The following is a 17,409-nucleotide window of genomic DNA, read 5'->3' as shown; positions in this document are numbered from 1 at the left end:
TGGGCTACGGACGTCCGGCCGACGTAATCACGATCTCGACACGCCGGTTCTGCGCCTTGCCTTGAGGCGTCGAGTTACTCGCCACGGGGCGAGCTTCACCAAAGCCTTGCGCCGAAATTGAATTCGGCGGCACGCCCTTAGAGGTCAGGAAACGCGCGACGTTGTCCGCTCTTGCGGATGACAGTTCGAGATTGGAGGGGAACTGCGATCTCAGCTCCGGGCCGATGGGTTCGTTATCGGTGTATCCCTGCACAACGACTTGCTGCCCCGGCAGATTGGAAAGTGTAGGGGCAATCTTTGCGAGAGTCTGTTCACCTTTCGGACTAAGTCTCCAGCCGCCTTCCGGGAAAAGTATCTCGTTGACCATCGTCACCTTGAGTTCATTTTGCAATTGCGTGATCTGCGCGCGATCGCCGCTCAACTCAGTGGTGAGCTTTTGGTTGAGGGCCGCATACTCAGCCGCCATCTGGGCCTCTTTGTCATAAGTCTTTTTGGTAACGCAACCCGAGACCGCCAGCATTAAGCACGCCATTACAGCAAGTTTGCCTGGTTTCATATTTCTCTCCGCCGATGTTGTAAAACGGCAGCGCGAGCGGCTGGCTCGTTCCGCCGAATGTAATATTGGATTCGCACGACAGGACCGACCTCTGCAAGTCTCAAAAAAGAGAGTTGACAGGTTCCACGCAACTACATGGCAAAGGTAGTCAGAAGTGAACCAAGTCACCACTCATTTGACGCCAGCGTCCTGTCGATCCTATCCAGGTTCCGGCGTTCTGGCTCCTCCTGTGAAATCAGTCACGACCTTGGCAGGCGTATCCGGCCTGGTCAGGCATACATTCGGCGACAGGGTTTTGAGGTATGCCAAAGAAGCCGTGATGCTTGATATCGAGCTGATCGAGAACCAGGAATGCTTCATTCCTCAGGTCGTCATGACAGACTTCCTGTGGGAGATCGAACGGCGTTCCGGAGAGGCCAACCTGGCCCTGCTTGCCGCCCCGTGCCTGTCGCTCACGACCTATGGCCGCTGGGGAGAATATGTCCTGGCTGCCGACAACCTGGGCGAGGCGATTGCGCGGGCCGCGTCCTCATTGGGCTATCACAGCACAGGCGACCGGTTGCAGCTCACGATAGAACAGGGCATTGCCCGAATCAGCTATTTCCATGCCATGCGAGGCCGTCGCGGCTACGCGCATATTGCAACCGGCACGGCGGTAGTGTTGCTCAGCCTTTTGCGCCCCTATCTGGGAGCGGACTTTCTTCCCATTCAGATTGAACTGGATATACGCCGTCCAATGGCGTCCGCCCCTTTCGAGGATACTTTCCTGTGCCCCGTCGTGTTCGAGACCGAAGCCGTATCCGTCTGCATTGATGCCCGCCTATTGCAGCGCCCGGCCAAGGCGGGCATTCGGTCACGCCTGGTGACGATCGACGACGTCGCGCGGGTGCTTCTGGAACCTGCCGACCTGGGAAACTTTCTGGGAGTGGTCGTCGCGCATATCCGCGCGCAGGTCCAAAGCGGCGTCGTATCGATCGACAGCACGGCGCGGGCGTTGGGCAGCAGCGTGCGGACGCTGCAACGGGTGCTGCGCCGCGATAGCGGCTCGGACTTCAGAGAACTCGTGAACGTCATCCGCATGCGCCGCGCCAAGGAATTACTGGCGGGGACAAATGCTTCGATCACCGAGATTGCAACGGAATTCGGATACTCCAGTCCGGCGAATTTCGCTCGCGCGTTTCGCAATGCCGTCGGCTTGGCGCCGCATGAGTATCGGCTGAGTCAGAAGACAGGCTAGAAACGAATGGTCAAACCCGCCATCGGCCCCTGCAGCACGGCGTCGAACTTGAAACCGCCGCGGTTGTAATCCACGCCCAGGGCGCGGTAGCCGACGGCGGCGGATACGCTCTTGCTGAAGTTGTAGCCGACACCCAGCCCTACATCCCAGTCCGCATCGGCGCCGCCTGCACCGATCAGGCCCCAACCGGTGATGTAGAACTTCTGGGTCAACACGTAGTTTCCCCGCACGCCCACCAGCCCGTCGACCCAGGTGGCGCCGTCGCTGGTTTTTCTGCCATTGAGATGCGCGCCTTTCAAGGTGACGTCGGTATCGACCGACCAGACCCGCAAGCCCGCCACGACATCCAACTGGTGTGGCGAGTTTTCAAGGACGGAATAACCGACTCCGATGAGCCCCGCAAACGTCGACGTCTGCACCTCTGCGCTGGTGGCAAGAATACCGTGCGGCGTATCGCCCTGCGAACCGATTTTCGTGTAGATCAAATCGCCGAAAATACTGTATCGCCCCTTGCGCGCGTCGCCGATAAGCATGGCTCCAAAGTCAAGGTTGTCGAACAGTTTGTCGAATCCCGCGTCGAAATCGATGACGGGGGAACGCGACTGAGAGGTCTTGCCCGACAGTCCGGCTGCCCAGAAATACGGCGTAACCGAAAACTTCCATTCGCTGGAAGGCTGGGAGTCCGCCGCGGCAGACTCCCGTTCCGCGCCCGCCACGGAACCGGCATAGAGCAATCCGCAAACCAGGCAGCCTGTGATCTTCTTTTTCATCGTTAAAGATTCAGCTGACTCTTCTTACCGGCGGAATGGTCCAGGATCCATTGATGATCGAAGGATCGCTCTCATTGGGCCAATACAGGCGCATCATCAGGATGAATTCCCCCTTGGGCGCCGGCAGCCAGTTCGACTCCAGGCCTGGGCCGGGAGATTCATGCTGGATGAGCAGGTCGATCGAGCCGTCCGCTTTTGCTTTCAGCGGCTGGCGCGCGCTGATGGAATAACGGTTGAGCGGGTTATCGACAAAGAAGTAGTCCGCGTCATACATGGTCAATGACCAGAATCCGGAAACCGGCGGCGTAAGCCCCTTCTTGAACGACAGCACATACTTTTCCGAACCGTTGTAGACGCGTTTGATTGCTCCGGTGTCCGACTTCAGGGACGTGGGATAGATGGCATCCTGGGGCCGGTTGGCGCCCAGGCCGATCGCGGTGATCAGGGCTCGCTGGATATAGTTGGTGCCATAAATACCGGTCTTGGTCGTGAATCCCCAGCCATCGACGTCCTGGATGTCGCCGCCGCTGGACTTGAAGTGCGTCATGATCCGTCCGAAACCTACCTGCGGAACACGTTTGGCAAGAGCGGGATCGAGTTTGGATTTGTCGAAGTCCTGGCCCGGCACGATACCCATCGATGCCAGCTTTGCCACCAGGGGCGCGTCCGCCGCGCTCGGCGGGTTTCTTTTCAGCAACTTGGCAAACAAGGTGAAGTATTCGGTCGCGTCCATGTTGTTGACCTGGTCGCGAACGGACGCTTTCATATCGATGGCGGGATTGACCTTGCCTTGGGGCGCGTTCCAGTTCTTGCCCCAGGCGCTGAGGGGACAGAGCTTTACTTCGTCTTGCAGCTTATGGACTTTGGCATAGTCTTCCGGCGTGCCTGAACAGTAGATGCGGCCCAGCAGCCACACAATGCTGGTCGGCGACTTGTATTGCGTCATGCCATTGGGAATGGTCCCCTCCCAGCCTGGGCCCGTCACCACGAAGGTTTGCGGACCGGTGCCGGTCGTGCGTTTTCCTGGCACGTCAAACACGGTCGTCCAACCATCAAGCATAGGGAACAGCGCGTAGCGGTCGTCCAGGTCGGGCAGGCTGACGACCCAGGGCTCGTCGCCCACATCGAAAAAGGCCGTGGTGTAAAGGGTGTCGGCGTTCGGTGCGGTCACGTCGCGGAATTTGGCGTCGGGATATTGACGCAGCTTGATGAGATGCCCCATGGGCGCACGGGTGCCCTTGGGCTCCGCGACGTTGGTGATAACCCGCCGGGTCATCTCCATGGTCACCAGGGGATAGGCATAAATATAGGCTTCGGTCGCCAGCCCAAACTGCTCATCGCCTTCCGGCAAATTCGCGACCAGGCCATCGGCCGCGCGCGCGGAAGCGCCCAGGGTGGCGGTTGCCAGCAAGGCGACGCCACCGGCATTGAATTCTCGACGTGTTAGCTTCATTCACATGCTCCGACAGGATTACTTATAAAAACGTGGAACAGACACAAACCTGGACAGCCATTGCCCAGCGAAGAAAGAAACACCCGCAGCGTAGGAGAAGGGAAATCGGCTCGCCACTCATTTTGCGCCACACGGCCTGTTCAACTGCCCTCCTCTGATTGGATTCAGCTATTGCGGTCCATCCCGCGGTCAACCCCGCCGAGACCTCACAGCGGCACCGGCCGGTTCCGCAGCACGTTCTTCATCACCAGCGTCGACCGCAAGCGCAGCACGCTAGGCAGCGCCGACAACACCCGGTCGTAGAGCGCCTGGAACGCCGGCAAGTCCTGGGTAACGACATGCAGCATGTAGTCCGGGTCGCCAAACAGCCGCTGCGCCTGCACTACCTCTGGAATGTCGCGCAAGGCGGCTTCGAACGCCGACACCCGGTCGCTGCTGCCTTCGCGCATCGTGACGAAGACGATGGCTGAGAAGTTCAGCCCGACGGCCGCCAGATTGATGTTGGCGCCGTAGCCGCTGACCACGCCCGCCTCTTCCAGCGCCCGCAGCCGCCGGTGGCAGGGAGACAGGCTCAAACCGACCCGTTCGGCCAGGTCCGTGATGGAAATCCGGCCGTCCTGCTGCAGTTCAGCAAGAATCTTTCTATCTAAGTCATCCATTCGGGAGATTCTACCCATATACAGAATTTTTCAGGTAGATAGCGGGAGCACTTCCCCGCTCATCGCCGATAACATTCCCCGCCTGTGGTTCATTTGGGGTATGCAGTTGGAAACCGGCAATCTGGTGGCGTTTTGGCTCGTCTCGCTTTCGTTGGTTGTCGTCCCGGGCGCGGATTGGGCGTATGCCATATCCGCCGGCTTGCGGGACAAGGCAGTGCTTCCGGCCGTGGCGGGCATGTTGACCGGCTATCTGATGATCACCATGGTGGTCGCGGCGGGGATAGGCGCCCTGGTGGCGAGCGAACCCGCCATCCTCACCGTCCTGACCCTGGCCGGCGCCGCGTATCTGTTGTGGCTGGGCGCCAACGTGCTGGCCCATCCCTCCGAGCCCCAGGCCGGCGATGCGCAAGCCTCGGGACATTGGATGGCCTGGGCCGCGCGCGGTTTCGCAGTCAGCGGCGTCAATCCCAAGGCCATCCTGCTGTTCCTGGCCTTGCTGCCGCAGTTCACCAGCCGCGATGGCGCGTGGCCGATTTCCACGCAGATCACGGCGCTGGGCATCTTGCAGATCCTGAACTGCGCGGTCATCTACACCTTGGTGGGTCTGGGCTCGAAGGCGATCCTGCAAACGCGGCCGACGGCGGCGCGCCGGGTGAGCCAGTTCTCGGGCCTGGCCATGATCGTCATCGCGCTGATTCTTTTCGGGGAGCAGATCGCCGTCCTGATGGCTTGATCGGCCTAATCCCCTGGATGCCCGCCGCCCGCGCCCTCCAAAACTTCCCCGGGCGGGTCGATTCGTGGTCAATATCCTGTCGGATGAACAGATCAAGATTTCCAACCAATTCGCTCAGCGAGGCACGGACAAGCGGCACGAAGTCGAGTTGCAGGAATCGCCGCTAGGCAATCCGATCATTGCCGGCAGCCCGCACTGGCTTGATTGCGAGATTTATGCCGAACACGCCGCTGGCGATCACCTGACCGTGATTGGCGAAGTGAAGGCGCTGAACCAGCAAGAAGCTGCTTCAACGGCGTTTCCCCTGCTGGACGGCTCACCGTTGCCCGCGAGCATCGGAATGGCGCAGGGTAGCCTCGGCGGCTAAAAAAAGAACCCTGACATCCGCGAGCTCGAAGCCCTATCGCCCCTGCACTTCGATTTTGGGAGGCAGCGTTCTTGAGCCGCCGCCGTCCGGACTGCGGGATTCCGATGCTCGCCCCGGTGGGGCTGCGCTTCGGATCCCTCCGTCCGGCCACCGGCTCATGGCATCTGCCCATGAACGGGGTCCAAACCCGACGCATTAGGCGACTACCAGCCGAGGACCCCGGAGCCATCCGAAGCGCAGCCCCACCGGGGCGAGCATCGGAATGGCGCAGGGCAGCCTCGGCGGCTAAAGAACTCCAACATCCGCAAGCTCGAAGCCCTACCGCCCCGCACTTCAGTTTTGAAAGGCTGGGGTTCTTGAGCCGCCGGCGTCCGGACTGCGGGATTCCGATGCTCGCCCCAGTGGGGCTGCGCTTCGGATCCCTCCGTCCGGCCACCGGCTCATGGCATCTGCCCATGAACGGGGTCCAAACTCGACGCATTAGGCGACTACCAGCCGAGGACCCCGGAGCCATCCGAAGCGCAGCCCCACCGGGGCGAGCATCGGAATGGCGCAGGGGAGCCTCGGCGGCTAAAGAACTCCAACATCCGCAAGCTCGAAGCCCTACCGCCCCGCACTTCAGTTTTGAAAGGCTGGGGTTCTTGAGCCGCCGCCGTCCGGACTGCGGGATTCCGATGCTCGCCCCGGTGGGGCTGCGCTTCGGATCCCTCCGTCCGGCCACCGGCTCATGGCATCTGCCCATGAACGGGGTCCGAAATTAAGGCATCCGGCAACTGCCTGCCGAGGACCCCGGAGCCATCCGAAGCGCAGCCCCATCGGGGCGAGCATCGGAATAGCTGTCCACCGCGCTCCCCACCGTGGGGTGGAACCGGTCGTCGCCGAATATCTCGGTCAACTCGAAGCGCTTGAGCTTGTCGCGCACGGGATCCTTCATTTCCGCGAAATGGAGCGCCGCGCCGCGCTGGGCCAGGCTGCGGCTCAGTTCGCGCAGCATGTCCGCGGAGGTGACGTCGACGCTGGTGACCGGCTCGGCCGCCACCACCACCCGGCGCACCGGCGTGGGCGAGGCGTCCACGGCTTCCATCAGGCGTTGCTGGAACAGCTCGGCATTGGCGAAGAACAGCGGCGCGTCCCAGCGGAACAGCACCAGGCCGTCGATCAGCGAGGCATTCGGATAGCGTTTCAGGTCGTGGTAGCCGCGCAGGTTGGGCACGCGGCCCAGCACGGCGTAGTGCGGACGCCAGCCGTCCCACAGGAACTCGATGACGGCAAGGACCACCGCCAGGCAGATGCCGGGAATGGCGCCGAACACGGCCACGCCGGCAAAGCACGCCATCGACAGCCAGAACTCCCACTGCTGGATGCGGTAGATGCGCCGCAGGTCCTTGAATTCGAACAGGCCGATGGCCGCTGCGATCACTACGGCGGCCAGCGCGCTGTTCGGCAGGTAACGCAGCAGATTCGGCGCCGCGACCAGCAAGACCGCCACCGCAATCGCGCCCACCACGCCCGTGAGCTGCGTGCGCGACCCCGCCGCCTCGGCCACCGGCGTGCGCGACGCGCTGCTGCTGATGGGAAAGCCCTGGAAGAAGCCAGCCGCCAGGTTGGCCACGCCCAGGCCCACCATTTCCTGGTTCGGATCGACCCGCGTATTAGTGCGCGCGGCATAGGTGCGCGACAGCACGCTGGTATCCGCGAACGCGATCAGCGCTACCGCGCAGCCGCCCAGCGCGATCTTGACGAGGTCCGCGTTGCTGAGCCATGGCAAGGCGAACTTGGGCAGCCCCTGCGGAATCTCGCCCAGCACTTTCACGCCCTGGGAATCCAGGTGCAACAAGCTGACCGCCAGCGTCGCCAGGATCACCGCGATCAGGATGCCCGGCACGCGCTCGAAGCGCTTGAGCAGCAGGATCACCGCCAGGGTCGCCGCCCCCACCGCGAAGCTGTACCAATTAGTCTGGCCCTGATACACGGCCTGTCCCAGCTGCGTCAATTCGCGCAGCGGACCAGCGTCCTCGATGGAGATGGCGAACAGCTTGGGCAACTGGCTGACCAGCACCGTCAAGGCGATGCCGTTCATGTAGCCGTAGCGGATCGGCTTGGACAGCAGCTCGGTGATGAAGCCCAGCCGCAGCAGGCCCATGACGATGCAGAACAGCCCGGCCACCAAGGCCATCAGGCTGGCCGCGGCCACGGCGCGCATGGGATCGCCTTCCGAAACGCTGAGCACCACCGCCAGGATGGGCGCGGCCAGGGCGGAGTCCGGCCCCAGCACCAGGATCCGGCTGGGGCCGAACAGCGCATAGGCCAATAGCGGAATGATCGTGGCATACAGGCCGTAGACGCCTGGAACGCCGGAGGCTTCGGCATAGGCGATGCCGACCGGCACCAGCATGGTGGTCAGCACCAGGCCCGCGGCCAGGTCCTTCGGCAGCCAGGCGGCCTGGTACGACCGGAGCATCGCCAGCCCGGGCAGCCAGCGCAGCCAGCCGGCGGCGGACATATCCTTGGAGGCGGAAGTATGGGATGCCATGGGACCTTCGCAGTGTGGACGGGCGTGCCGGCAGCGCGTGTCAGGCTGCAAATCCGGTAGCGCCGATTCCGTAGTCTGACGCATTATTCATGCTTGCGGCCGTCCATGGCGGCGCACGGCACGGCATCCTTTCCTTATACAGGCACTGGCAAGAATCCACATGACGCAAATGCACAATCCCGAAGACGTCCCAGGCGCGTTCCAGGCCGCCTGGAACGATCATGACATGCAGGCGCTAGGCGCGTTGTTCCATGAGGACGCAACGTTTGTGAACCGGTTCGGCCACTATGTGCGCGGCGTCGACGAAATCGTCAAGATGCATGCTCCCATTCACGCCACCATCTATGGCGATTCCACGCTGGCGAACGAACTCGTCGGCGTGACGCCGATCGGCGCCGACGCGGCGGTCGTGCACTTCTGGAGCCGCCTGGCGGCCGGCGCGGCCCATCCGGCGGGCGCGCATGCCGTCGACACCATGATTCTTGCCGTGCTAACGCGGCAGGCCGGCGCCTGGCGCATCAAGGCACTGGAGAACGTCACACTGGTGAATCCCCGTACGGGCGTGGCTGTGCTGAGGGATGGCGGCTGAGCCTGCCGCCTACCTCTGCTTACAAACAACGCCTTTTGGCGCGCGTCGCGGGATGGTCCGGGCGCAACAAATAGCGGTAATCTGGCGAACCTTATCAGCAGTCCGCACTGGAAGATCCCATGTCCTATCTGCTTTTCATCGTCGAACCGGTGGGCCAGCGCGCCCAACGCACGCCCCAAGAAGGCCGTGAAGCCTACGCGCAGATGCTGCGCTATGCCGAAGACCTGAGCTCGCGCGGCCTGCTGGCCCGCGCGGAGTCCCTGAAGTCCGAATCGGAAGCCGTGCGCTTGCAGATCCGCGACGGCGAACGCTCCCTGCTGGACGGTCCCTACGCCGAAGCCAAGGAAATGATCGGCGGCTTCTTCCTGTTGAACTGCGAAACCCGGGAAGAGGCGTTGGCGCTGGCGGCCGAATGCCCGGCGGCGCAATGGGCCACGGTGGAAGTCCGCGAACTGGGTCCGTGCTTCATGTAGGCGCCTCTATTCGGCTGCCTTACCGCTTGGCCGGATGACCGCGCCGCCGGGCTGCTCCCGGGCCGGCGCCCGCTACCCCGATTCCATTTCCGGGGATCCGTCGCCAGCAGGTCAAACCTAGTACTTACCCTAGGTTCATCATTTTCTTGTCGATCCCGCGTCTCGCCGTTCGTCGTGCCAGTACAAGCCCCCCCTTGGGCTGTGTTTTCTGAATCGAGGAGTCTCAGGAATGCGATACATGATCATCGTCCGGGCCACGCCGGACAGTGAGGCCGGCGTGATGCCGCAGGAAAGCCTGCTGGGCGCGATGGCGACCTACCACGAAGCCCTGGCCAAGGCCGGCGTGCTGCTGGACGCCAATGGCTTGCACCCTTCCTCCAAGGGCTGGCGGGTGCAGTACGACCAGGGCCAGCGCAAGATCGTCGACGGTCCGTTCGCCGAGACCAAGGAGCTGATCGCCGGCTACACCATGATCCAGGTGCGTTCGCGCGAGGAAGCCATGCAATGGGCGCTGCGTTTTCCCGAGCCCTTCCCCGGCCAGCCCTGCGCCGTCGAAGTGCGCCAGGTCTTCGAGCTGGACGAGTTCGGCCCCAGCGAGGGCGTCGAACGCTACCGGCGGATACCCGGCAACGGTCAATGAGCACTATCGCCACACTCCCCCTACCCATCAACGGACTTCATTCATGCTGAAAACCCTGCTGCTCATCGTTCTGGCCGCCATCGTGCTCGTACTGGCCTATGCGGCCACGCGCCCGGACACCTTCCGCGTCGAACGCAGCGCGCAGATCCAGGCGCCGCCGGCGCGCCTGTTTCCCCTGATCAACGATCTGCACGCCTTCAACACCTGGAATCCCTACGAAAAGAAGGACCCCGCGATCAAGGGTACCTATGGCGCGGTGACGGCCGGCCCAGGCGCGACCTACGCATGGGAAAGCAAGGAAGTCGGCGTGGGCCAGATGCAGATCGAAAGCGCCGTGCCGGACGCTTCGGTGGCCATGCGGCTGACCTTCATCAAGCCCTTCTCCGCCGTCAACCAGGTCAACTTCACCCTGGCGCCAGCCGGCGACGGCACGCGAGTCACCTGGGCCATGGAAGGCCGGCTGAACTATGTCGCCAAACTGATGCACCTCTTTTTCAACATGGACAGCATGGTCGGGAAGGATTTCGAAGACGGGCTGGCCAACCTCAAGACCCTGGCAGAAAGGCGCTAGGACAACCACACTAAAAAGGAAGCGGGAACATCATGCACAACCAGATCTTCGTCAATCTCCCCATCAATGACATGCAGAAATCGCAGGCCTTCTTCAAGGGCCTGGGCTTCAGCTTCAATCCGCAATTCACCAACGACCAGGGCGCCTGCATGGTCGTGAGCGAGAACATCTACGTCATGCTGCTGGTGAAGGATTTCTTCCAGACCTTTACCGGCAAGCCGGTGGCCGACGCCACGAAATCCACCGAAGTGCTGATCGCGCTGTCCTGCGACAGCCGCGCCGAGGTGGACGAACAGGTGGCGCGCGCCCTCGCCGGCGGCGGCACCGCTCCGCGCCAGCCCCAGGACCACGGTTTCATGTACGCCCACGGCTTCGAGGATCTGGACGGCCATGTCTGGGAGCTGGTGTACATGGTTCCCGGCGAAGTGCCCAACGCATGACGCAGGAGGCCGTGCATCGCGCCATCGAGGCAGTCTGGCGGATCGAGGCCGCCAGCGTCATCGCCGGCGTCGCGCGCCTGGTGCGCGACGTCGGGCTGGCTGAAGAGCTGGCGCAGGATGCCTTGGTCGCCGCCCTGGAACGCTGGCCCGAAACCGGCGTGCCGGACAACCCGGGAGCGTGGCTGATGACTACCGCCAAGAACCGCGCGCGCGACCGGCTGCGGCTGAACGCGCTGCATACGCGCAAGCACGAGCAGATCGGGCACGAACTGGAGGCCTTGCAGGCCGACGTCGAGCCCGACTTCGTCGACGCGCTGGACGCCGCGCGCCAGGATGACATCGGCGACGACCTGCTGCGGCTGGTATTCACCGCCTGCCACCCGCTGCTTTCCACCGAGGCGCGCGTGGCGCTCACCCTACGCCTGCTGGGCGGCCTGACCACGGCCGAGATCGCGCGCGCCTTCCTGGCCTCGGAATCGACCATCGCGCAGCGCATCGTGCGCGCCAAACGCAGCCTGTCCGCGGCCAACGTGCCGTTTGAAGTTCCCAAGGCCGAAGAGCGGGCGCCGCGCCTGGCGTCGGTGCTGGAGGTCATCTACCTGATCTTCAACGAGGGCTATTCGGCCACCTCGGGCGATGACTGGGTCCGTCCCGCGCTATGCGACGAAGCGCTGCGCCTGGGCCGTATCCTGGCCCAACTCGCGCCCGGTGAAAGCGAGGTCCACGGATTGACGGCGTTGATGGAGCTGCAGGCTTCGCGCCTGCACGCGCGCACCGACGCGCAAGGCCGCCCCGTGCTGCTGATGGAACAGGATCGCGGCCGCTGGGATCCGCTGCTGATCCGGCGCGGACTCGCCGCGCTGGCGCTGTCGGACAGCCTGGGCGCGCCGCGCGGCCCTTACGCACTGCAGGCCGAGCTGGCCGCCTGCCATGCCCGCGCGCGCACGCCGGAGGAAACCGACTGGCCGCGCATCGTGGCGCTGTACGACGCGCTGGCGCAGGCCATGCCGTCGCCGGTGGTGGAGCTGAACCGCGCCGTCGCCGTGGGCATGGCGTTTGGCCCCCAGGCCGGGCTGGACCTGGCCGACCATCTGGCCGGGGAGCCGGCGCTGGCCAATTACCACTGGCTGCCCAGCGTGCGCGCGGACCTGTTGGCCAAGCTGGGACGCAAGGCCGAAGCCCGAGCCGAGTTCGAACGCGCGGCCGGCATGACACGCAACGCGCGCGAACGGGAACTGCTGCTGGCGCGGGCGCGCGACATGGCCGATTCATAGACGCGCCGGTCCGGGCGCCGGGGCCCTGGCCGGCATGCTTAAATCCCTCCATGCGCCCCGCCGACCATGCCCCGTCCGACCTTGCCGCGCCCGCCATGCCGGGCGTGCCGCAGGCGTTCGAGCATCCCGGCGACCGGGCCGAGTTCCGCCAGGCGGCGCACCAGCCCGGCGTGGAGCTGTACCGCGCCCACATCATCCGCTACGCCTTCGAGCCCCACACCCACGAAGCCTACGGATTGGGCGCGATCGAGGCCGGCGTCGAACGCTTCCGCTACCGTGGCGCGGAGCATTTGGCGCCCTCCGGCTCGGTGGTGCTGATGAACCCCGACGAATTGCATACCGGCCGCGCCGAAACCGAGGGCGGCTGGCGCTATCGCATGGTCTATCTGGACCCGGACGTGGTGGCGCGCGTGGCCGGCGAAAGCGGCTGGTGGTTCGATACTGCCGTCGGCCATGACGCCGCCGGCGCGCAGCGCGTCACCACGCTGCTGGACACCTTGTGGCAGGCGCGCGAGCCATTGGCTTTCGACAGCGCGCTGTACGCGCTGCTGGGCGAATTCCGCCGCCATGCGCGCGTGCCGCACGCGGCCCGCGATGAAGGTTCGCCGCGCTTCGCACCCGTCATCGATTACCTGCGCGCCCATCTGGCGCGCCGCCTGACGCTGGACGAACTCGCGGCCGTGGCCGGGCTCAGCCCCTTTCATTTCCTGCGCAGCTTCCAGGCGCAGTACCACGCCACGCCGCAGCAGATGCTGATGGCGCTGCGGCTGTTCGAGGCCAAGCGCCGGCTGGCAGCGGGCGAGCCCCCGGCCCAGGTGGCGCTGGCGGCGGGGCTGACCGACCAGGCCCACCTGACCCGCGCCTTTTTGCGCCGCTACGGCGTCACGCCCTCGCGCTATCAGAAGCAAGTCCGCGCCTGAGTCGCGTGCAGCAATCTGGTACAAGACGCGCCGCCCGCGCGCTGGCTAGACTGCCGCCATTCGTGACCTGGAGCGACGTCGTATGTGGGCTGGAACCCTTTACGCCCTGGCCGCCGGCCTGATGTGGGGCCTGGTGTTCGTGGGGCCCCTGCTGCTGCCGGAATACCCCGCCGCGCTGCAATCCGTGGCGCGCTATCTGGCGTTCGGCCTGATCGCGCTGCCGCTGGCCTGGCTGGACCGCCGCGGGCTGCGCCAATTGAAGCGCGCCGACTGGATCGAAGCGCTGAAACTCGCCGCCATCGGCAACCTGCTCTATTACCTGTGCCTGGCCAGCGCCATCCAGCGCGCGGGCGGCCCCGTGCCCACCATGATCATCGGCACCCTGCCCGTCGTCATCGCCATCAGCGCCAACCTGCGCAACGCCCGGCGCGATGGCCGGCTGCCATGGAAGCGGCTGGCGCCCGCACTGGCCTTGATCGCGCTGGGCATTGCCTGCGTCAACCAGGTCGAACTGCAGGCCTTGCGCCAGGAGCCGGACGCCGACATGTCGCGTTACGCCATCGGCGCGCTGCTGGCGCTGGGCGCGGTGGCCTGCTGGACCTGGTATCCGCTGCGCAACGCGGACTGGCTGCGCGCCCACCCCGACCGCAGCCCCCGCACCTGGGCCACGGCCCAGGGCGTGGCCACGCTGCCGCTGGCGCTGGCGGGCTACCTCATATTGTGGGCCGGCATGGCGGCGACTGGCAGCGACTTTCCGATGCCGGCCGGCCCCCGGCCCGAAGTCTTCCTGGCCTTGATGGCCATCATCGGCCTGTTCGCGTCCTGGCTGGGCACCTTGTGCTGGAACGAAGCCAGCCAGCGCCTGCCCACCGCGCTGGCCGGACAGTTGATCGTGTTCGAAACGCTGGCGGCGCTGGCCTATGCCTACATCCTGCGCGGGCAGATGCCCCAGCCGTTGACGCTGATCGGCATCGCCTGCCTGATGGTGGGCGTGCTGCGCGCCGTGCGGATCAAGCCCGAGCCCCTGCCCGTGGCTGCGTAGGGCCGCGCCCCAGCGGACATCGGCCCAGACCGGTGCTAGCGACAACCGCGCGACGTCTACAGCCCGGGACCTTTCAAGTGCCGCAGGCGCCATGCCAGGAAGACGCCGCCCAGCCCGGCCGCGGCCACGATGAGCGAAGCCACCGACCAGCCGTAGCGGTCGATCGCGCCGCCCACCGCCAGCGGACCGATCACCTGGCCCAGGCCGCTACCCTGCATCACCAGCCCGACCGACGCCGGCGTCAACGCCGGTCGTGGCGCCAGCAACGGCGCCGTGCCCAGCAAGGTGGCCGGTATCAGCCCGCCCACCGCCGAGAACAGCACGCACAACAGAAAGGTCGGCATGGCCGGCAGCACTGAACGGAAAATCAAAAGCGCCACCGCGCCCATGATCAGGCTGGCGCAAGCGATCAGCGTCGAACGCCGCCAGCCGCGCGCCAGCAGCACGCCCGCGCCCAGGTTGCCGACCACGTTGGCGGCGCTGGCAATGGCGCTGTACAGGCCGGCGGTCGCCAGCGGCAGGCCCAGTTGTTCGGTCAGCAATACGGGCAGAAAGGTGAACAGCGCGAAGAACATCAGGCTGTAGAGCGTGAACGACAGCGCCAGCAAGCGCGGACCCGGCGCGCCCATCGTATCCACCGTGTCCTGCCGCAAGCCCCGCCAGGACAGGCTGGCACCGCCCGGCGTGGCCGGCGCCAGCGCCGCCACGCAAACCAGCGCCACCAGCACCGCGGCACCCGCGCACCACCAATAGGCCTGCCAGCCGCTGAAGGCCTGCGAGGCCAGCATCGCAATCGCCATGCCGGCCGGCATGTAGCAGCTCCACAGCGCGAAAGCGAAGTCGCGGGTGGACGCCGACACCATGCGCTGCAGGGCGGCAGGTCCCGCCACGGTAATCATCAGAAAGCCCAGCCCCTCGACCACCCGCGAGGCCAGCAGGACACTGTAGACCGTCGCCATCGCGCCCATCACCGAACCCGCTGCGGTGGCCACCAGGCCCGCCAGCAGCATGCGCCGCGCGCCGTAGCGGTTGATGACGCCCCCGGCCGCGATCCCGCCGACCAGCCCCAGGATAGAAAACACCGCGGCCAGCGCCCCGATGGAGGCCAGGTCCAGCCCCATGTCCTTGCGCAGCAAGGGCGCGGCGATGATGACCTTGCCCACTTGCAGCGCCGCCACCACGCCCGCCCCCACGATGGCCAGCACCGCCGACCAGCGCGTTCCTTCCTTGCCCATTCCAGTCTCCCCTTGCTTCAACCCAGCCAGGATGCCAGCGCAAACCGATCCCGGTAAGTGATAATCTTTTGATGTATTTGATCGATTTAATAGATCAGCCGGCCAGATGATAGACGCCCTGACCCTGGACCAGTTGCGCGTGTTCGCCGCCGTGGCCGACGCCGGCAGTTTCCGCGCGGCCGCGCGCCGCCTGTCGCGGGTGCAGTCGGCCGTCAGCCACGCCATCGCCAATATGGAAGCGCAGCTGGGCGTGACGCTGTTCGACCGCAGCGGCCATCGGCCCGTGATGACGCCAGAAGGGGCGGCGCTGCTGGCCAACGCCCGCGACATCCTGCTGCGCGTGGACGCCATGCGCGCCCGCGCCCAAGGCCTGGGCGAAGGCGTCGAGCTGGAACTGTCGCTGGCGGTGGACACGTTGTTTCCGATCGCCGAGGTGGGCGCTGCCCTGAACGCCCTGCGCGCGGCCTACCCGTCCGTCGCCGTCCGCGTATCCGTACTGCCCTTGGGCGGCCCGGTGGAAGCCCTGCTGACACGCAGCCACACGCTGGCCATCGTCGCCGGCGACCATTTCCGCAACCCGCGCATCGTGATGCAGGCGCTGTCGTCCGTGCAGATGGTGGCGGTGGTCGGCGCCGGACATGCGTTGGCGCAGCGCGTCGCCGCCGACATCCCGCTGGGTCCGGCGGAACTCGCCGATCATGTGCAGATCGTGCAAATGGACCCCTCCTCGCTGACACAGGGCCGGGACTTCGCGGTGCTGTCGCCGCAGACCTGCCGCGTCAGCGGCCAGGACACCAAGCACGCCCTGATCCTGGCGGGCGTGGGCTGGGGCCGGCTGCCCTACTGGCAGGTGCAGCGCGACCTGGCCGAAGGCCGGCTGTTGCGGCTGCCGACCGACAGCCTGGGCCGCGGCAGCCAAGTCGCCAGCGAAACCTATCTGGCGCACCGCATCGACCAGCCCCTGGGACCGGCCGCCCGCGTGCTGGCGGGCGCCTTGCGCGCAGCCGTCCATCAGGGCTTGGACGACGCTGGCGCGCGCGCATAGCTCACGCCCATGCCGGCGCGCACGTCGTTCTGGATGCCGTAGGGCGGAATCGGATAGCGCAGGCCATTGGCCGACAAGGCTTTCATGCCCTCGATGGCGATGGGCAGGTAGCGCGGCGGCAAGGCCATCAGCATTTCCTCGTCGGGCACGCCGCCGTAGCGGCGTTCCGCGTAACAGGGCAAGGACAGGCTGGGTTCGCCGGTGGCCAGCGCGCGGCCCCAGGAGTCCGCACAGGCCGTCTCGCCCACCACGCTCCAGTCGAAGCGCCGGTAGTGCTTCCATTGCAGGCCATTGATCAGGATGATCATCTGTCCCGGCGTGGCGTAGATCAGGCAGATGTCCGGCGGGTCCAGCCGGCCCGAGGCCAGCGGCGACACCACCAGCCCGCGATATTTGCCCGCCGGCACACAGGACAATGCCTCCTGCCGCGCCTGGGCGTCTTCCTGGGTGGCGTGCCAAACGCCCACGTAATCCTCGCCGCGCTTCCAGGCTTGGTCCTGCGGCCCCAGGCCGATCACGGCGCGGCATTGGGCGCCGACCAGGTCGTCACCCGTGATGCCTACGGTCCAGCCAAGCCGGGCGGCCATTCCGACGATCTGGTCGGTGGTGTGCGTGGCCTGCGGCCGCCGCAAGCCCTTTACCGCCGCCATATCTTCTTCACGTTCGTAGAGCTTCATGCCGATGACCGTGGTCTTCAGGCGCAGCAATTTGTTCAGTTCATCGACCAGCGATGCCCAGTTCAGTGTCGTCTCTTCCATGCCCGTCCCTTGGACTGTTGTGCGCGGACTTTGCCGCATTGCCGCAGATTGATCGCGGTCAGCAATGACTATAACGAATCGCCCGCCGGGCCCTTGATTGATCTATCGTGGAAT

General features: G+C 65.3%; 19 protein-coding genes. 12 read left to right on the top strand and 7 right to left on the bottom strand.

The window, feature by feature from the left end:
• Window positions 1–4: 4 nt before the first annotated feature.
• Window positions 5–556, bottom strand: coding sequence for an OmpA family protein (locus IPU70_RS28945; RefSeq protein ID WP_207472597.1), 552 nt, complete (start codon window positions 554–556; stop codon window positions 5–7).
• Between the two features lie 319 nt (window positions 557–875).
• On the opposite strand from IPU70_RS28945, the gene IPU70_RS28940 reads away from it, so the two are divergent.
• Window positions 876–1,793, top strand: a complete 918-nt coding sequence (locus IPU70_RS28940) for an AraC family transcriptional regulator (protein ID WP_207472596.1) — start codon at window positions 876–878, stop codon at window positions 1,791–1,793.
• On the opposite strand, the gene IPU70_RS28935 is transcribed toward IPU70_RS28940, so the two are convergent.
• The 3 genes from IPU70_RS28935 to IPU70_RS28925 form a co-directional block, all read right to left on the bottom strand.
• Entirely contained in the window at window positions 1,790–2,563 is a 774-nt protein-coding gene (locus IPU70_RS28935) for a hypothetical protein (protein ID WP_013394234.1), read from the bottom strand. The genes IPU70_RS28940 and IPU70_RS28935 overlap by 4 nt on opposite strands.
• A gap of 10 nt (window positions 2,564–2,573) precedes the next feature.
• Window positions 2,574–4,016 carry a DUF1254 domain-containing protein gene (locus IPU70_RS28930; protein ID WP_207472595.1) on the bottom strand — a complete coding sequence of 481 codons (1,443 nt, stop codon included), beginning with the start codon at window positions 4,014–4,016 and terminating at the stop codon, window positions 2,574–2,576.
• Window positions 4,017–4,222: 206 nt separating this feature from the next.
• Entirely contained in the window at window positions 4,223–4,675 is a 453-nt protein-coding gene (locus IPU70_RS28925) for an Lrp/AsnC family transcriptional regulator (protein WP_013394237.1), read from the bottom strand.
• A 100-nt stretch (window positions 4,676–4,775) separates the two neighbouring features.
• Between IPU70_RS28925 and IPU70_RS28920 the strand changes: the two genes are divergently transcribed.
• Both IPU70_RS28920 and IPU70_RS28915 read left to right on the top strand, forming a co-directional pair.
• Window positions 4,776–5,408 (top strand): LysE family translocator, encoded by a 633-nt coding sequence (locus IPU70_RS28920; protein ID WP_207472594.1) that lies wholly within the window; start codon window positions 4,776–4,778, stop codon window positions 5,406–5,408.
• Window positions 5,409–5,421: 13 nt separating this feature from the next.
• Window positions 5,422–5,775: a flavin reductase family protein gene (locus IPU70_RS28915; protein WP_256439256.1), complete on the top strand. Its 354-nt coding sequence runs from the start codon at window positions 5,422–5,424 to the stop codon at window positions 5,773–5,775.
• 757 nt (window positions 5,776–6,532) lie between these two features.
• Here the strand turns inward: IPU70_RS28915 and IPU70_RS28910 are convergent.
• The gene (locus IPU70_RS28910) at window positions 6,533–8,308 is read right to left on the bottom strand and encodes a SulP family inorganic anion transporter (RefSeq protein ID WP_207472593.1); all 1,776 of its coding nucleotides are present in this window, start codon (window positions 8,306–8,308) and stop codon (window positions 6,533–6,535) included.
• A 160-nt stretch (window positions 8,309–8,468) separates the two neighbouring features.
• On the opposite strand from IPU70_RS28910, the gene IPU70_RS28905 reads away from it, so the two are divergent.
• The 8 genes from IPU70_RS28905 (at window position 8,469) to IPU70_RS28870 (ending at window position 14,257) form a co-directional block, all read left to right on the top strand.
• On the top strand, window positions 8,469–8,897 hold the full coding sequence (locus IPU70_RS28905; protein WP_207472592.1) for an SgcJ/EcaC family oxidoreductase: 429 nt from the start codon (window positions 8,469–8,471) through the stop codon (window positions 8,895–8,897).
• A gap of 119 nt (window positions 8,898–9,016) precedes the next feature.
• Window positions 9,017–9,370: a YciI family protein gene (locus IPU70_RS28900; protein ID WP_013394242.1), complete on the top strand. Its 354-nt coding sequence runs from the start codon at window positions 9,017–9,019 to the stop codon at window positions 9,368–9,370.
• Between the two features lie 229 nt (window positions 9,371–9,599).
• Entirely contained in the window at window positions 9,600–10,010 is a 411-nt protein-coding gene (locus IPU70_RS28895) for a YciI family protein (RefSeq protein ID WP_207472591.1), read from the top strand.
• Window positions 10,011–10,053: 43 nt separating this feature from the next.
• On the top strand, window positions 10,054–10,581 hold the full coding sequence (locus IPU70_RS28890) for an SRPBCC family protein (protein WP_013394244.1): 528 nt from the start codon (window positions 10,054–10,056) through the stop codon (window positions 10,579–10,581).
• Between the two features lie 32 nt (window positions 10,582–10,613).
• A complete protein-coding gene (locus tag IPU70_RS28885) occupies window positions 10,614–11,021 on the top strand; it encodes a VOC family protein (protein ID WP_013394245.1) in 408 nt (135 codons plus the stop codon).
• A complete protein-coding gene (locus IPU70_RS28880; RefSeq protein WP_207472590.1) occupies window positions 11,018–12,295 on the top strand; it encodes an RNA polymerase sigma factor in 1,278 nt (425 codons plus the stop codon). Before IPU70_RS28885 ends, IPU70_RS28880 begins: the two co-directional genes overlap by 4 nt.
• Before the next feature lie 95 nt (window positions 12,296–12,390).
• The gene (locus IPU70_RS28875; protein WP_207472636.1) at window positions 12,391–13,215 is read left to right on the top strand and encodes an AraC family transcriptional regulator; all 825 of its coding nucleotides are present in this window, start codon (window positions 12,391–12,393) and stop codon (window positions 13,213–13,215) included.
• A gap of 82 nt (window positions 13,216–13,297) precedes the next feature.
• Window positions 13,298–14,257: a DMT family transporter gene (locus IPU70_RS28870; protein WP_207472589.1), complete on the top strand. Its 960-nt coding sequence runs from the start codon at window positions 13,298–13,300 to the stop codon at window positions 14,255–14,257.
• A gap of 56 nt (window positions 14,258–14,313) precedes the next feature.
• On the opposite strand, the gene IPU70_RS28865 is transcribed toward IPU70_RS28870, so the two are convergent.
• Window positions 14,314–15,492: a CynX/NimT family MFS transporter gene (locus tag IPU70_RS28865; protein WP_207472588.1), complete on the bottom strand. Its 1,179-nt coding sequence runs from the start codon at window positions 15,490–15,492 to the stop codon at window positions 14,314–14,316.
• Window positions 15,493–15,598: 106 nt separating this feature from the next.
• Here IPU70_RS28865 and IPU70_RS28860 point away from each other — a divergent pair, with 106 nt between their 5' ends.
• Window positions 15,599–16,537, top strand: a complete 939-nt coding sequence (locus IPU70_RS28860) for a LysR family transcriptional regulator (RefSeq protein ID WP_207472587.1) — start codon at window positions 15,599–15,601, stop codon at window positions 16,535–16,537.
• Here IPU70_RS28860 and IPU70_RS28855 read toward each other — a convergent pair.
• The gene (locus IPU70_RS28855) at window positions 16,504–17,295 is read right to left on the bottom strand and encodes a DUF169 domain-containing protein (protein ID WP_207472586.1); all 792 of its coding nucleotides are present in this window, start codon (window positions 17,293–17,295) and stop codon (window positions 16,504–16,506) included. The genes IPU70_RS28860 and IPU70_RS28855 overlap by 34 nt on opposite strands.
• Between the last annotated feature and the right edge of the window lie 114 nt (window positions 17,296–17,409).

It is taken from the genome of Achromobacter sp. SD115 (genome assembly GCF_017355315.1).
Taxonomy (GTDB): Bacteria; Pseudomonadota; Gammaproteobacteria; order Burkholderiales; family Burkholderiaceae_B; genus Achromobacter; species Achromobacter xylosoxidans_B.
The sequence above is the reverse complement of the archived record's forward strand: the minus strand, read 5'-3'. Positions and strand labels throughout refer to the sequence as shown.

What these genes read in the sequence shown, in the direction of transcription:
- IPU70_RS28945 (WP_207472597.1), bottom strand. Translation starts at nt 556, where the DNA reads ATGAAACCAGGCAAACTTGCTGTAATGGCGTGCTTAATGCTGGCGGTC.
- IPU70_RS28940 (WP_207472596.1), top strand. Translation starts at nt 876, where the DNA reads ATGCTTGATATCGAGCTGATCGAGAACCAGGAATGCTTCATTCCTCAG.
- IPU70_RS28935 (WP_013394234.1), bottom strand. Translation starts at nt 2,563, where the DNA reads ATGAAAAAGAAGATCACAGGCTGCCTGGTTTGCGGATTGCTCTATGCC.
- IPU70_RS28930 (WP_207472595.1), bottom strand. Translation starts at nt 4,016, where the DNA reads ATGAAGCTAACACGTCGAGAATTCAATGCCGGTGGCGTCGCCTTGCTG.
- IPU70_RS28925 (WP_013394237.1), bottom strand. Translation starts at nt 4,675, where the DNA reads ATGGATGACTTAGATAGAAAGATTCTTGCTGAACTGCAGCAGGACGGC.
- IPU70_RS28920 (WP_207472594.1), top strand. Translation starts at nt 4,776, where the DNA reads ATGCAGTTGGAAACCGGCAATCTGGTGGCGTTTTGGCTCGTCTCGCTT.
- IPU70_RS28910 (WP_207472593.1), bottom strand. Translation starts at nt 8,308, where the DNA reads ATGGCATCCCATACTTCCGCCTCCAAGGATATGTCCGCCGCCGGCTGG.
- IPU70_RS28905 (WP_207472592.1), top strand. Translation starts at nt 8,469, where the DNA reads ATGACGCAAATGCACAATCCCGAAGACGTCCCAGGCGCGTTCCAGGCC.
- IPU70_RS28900 (WP_013394242.1), top strand. Translation starts at nt 9,017, where the DNA reads ATGTCCTATCTGCTTTTCATCGTCGAACCGGTGGGCCAGCGCGCCCAA.
- IPU70_RS28895 (WP_207472591.1), top strand. Translation starts at nt 9,600, where the DNA reads ATGCGATACATGATCATCGTCCGGGCCACGCCGGACAGTGAGGCCGGC.
- IPU70_RS28890 (WP_013394244.1), top strand. Translation starts at nt 10,054, where the DNA reads ATGCTGAAAACCCTGCTGCTCATCGTTCTGGCCGCCATCGTGCTCGTA.
- IPU70_RS28885 (WP_013394245.1), top strand. Translation starts at nt 10,614, where the DNA reads ATGCACAACCAGATCTTCGTCAATCTCCCCATCAATGACATGCAGAAA.
- IPU70_RS28880 (WP_207472590.1), top strand. Translation starts at nt 11,018, where the DNA reads ATGACGCAGGAGGCCGTGCATCGCGCCATCGAGGCAGTCTGGCGGATC.
- IPU70_RS28875 (WP_207472636.1), top strand. Translation starts at nt 12,391, where the DNA reads ATGCCGGGCGTGCCGCAGGCGTTCGAGCATCCCGGCGACCGGGCCGAG.
- IPU70_RS28870 (WP_207472589.1), top strand. Translation starts at nt 13,298, where the DNA reads ATGTGGGCTGGAACCCTTTACGCCCTGGCCGCCGGCCTGATGTGGGGC.
- IPU70_RS28865 (WP_207472588.1), bottom strand. Translation starts at nt 15,492, where the DNA reads ATGGGCAAGGAAGGAACGCGCTGGTCGGCGGTGCTGGCCATCGTGGGG.
- IPU70_RS28860 (WP_207472587.1), top strand. Translation starts at nt 15,599, where the DNA reads ATGATAGACGCCCTGACCCTGGACCAGTTGCGCGTGTTCGCCGCCGTG.
- IPU70_RS28855 (WP_207472586.1), bottom strand. Translation starts at nt 17,295, where the DNA reads ATGGAAGAGACGACACTGAACTGGGCATCGCTGGTCGATGAACTGAAC.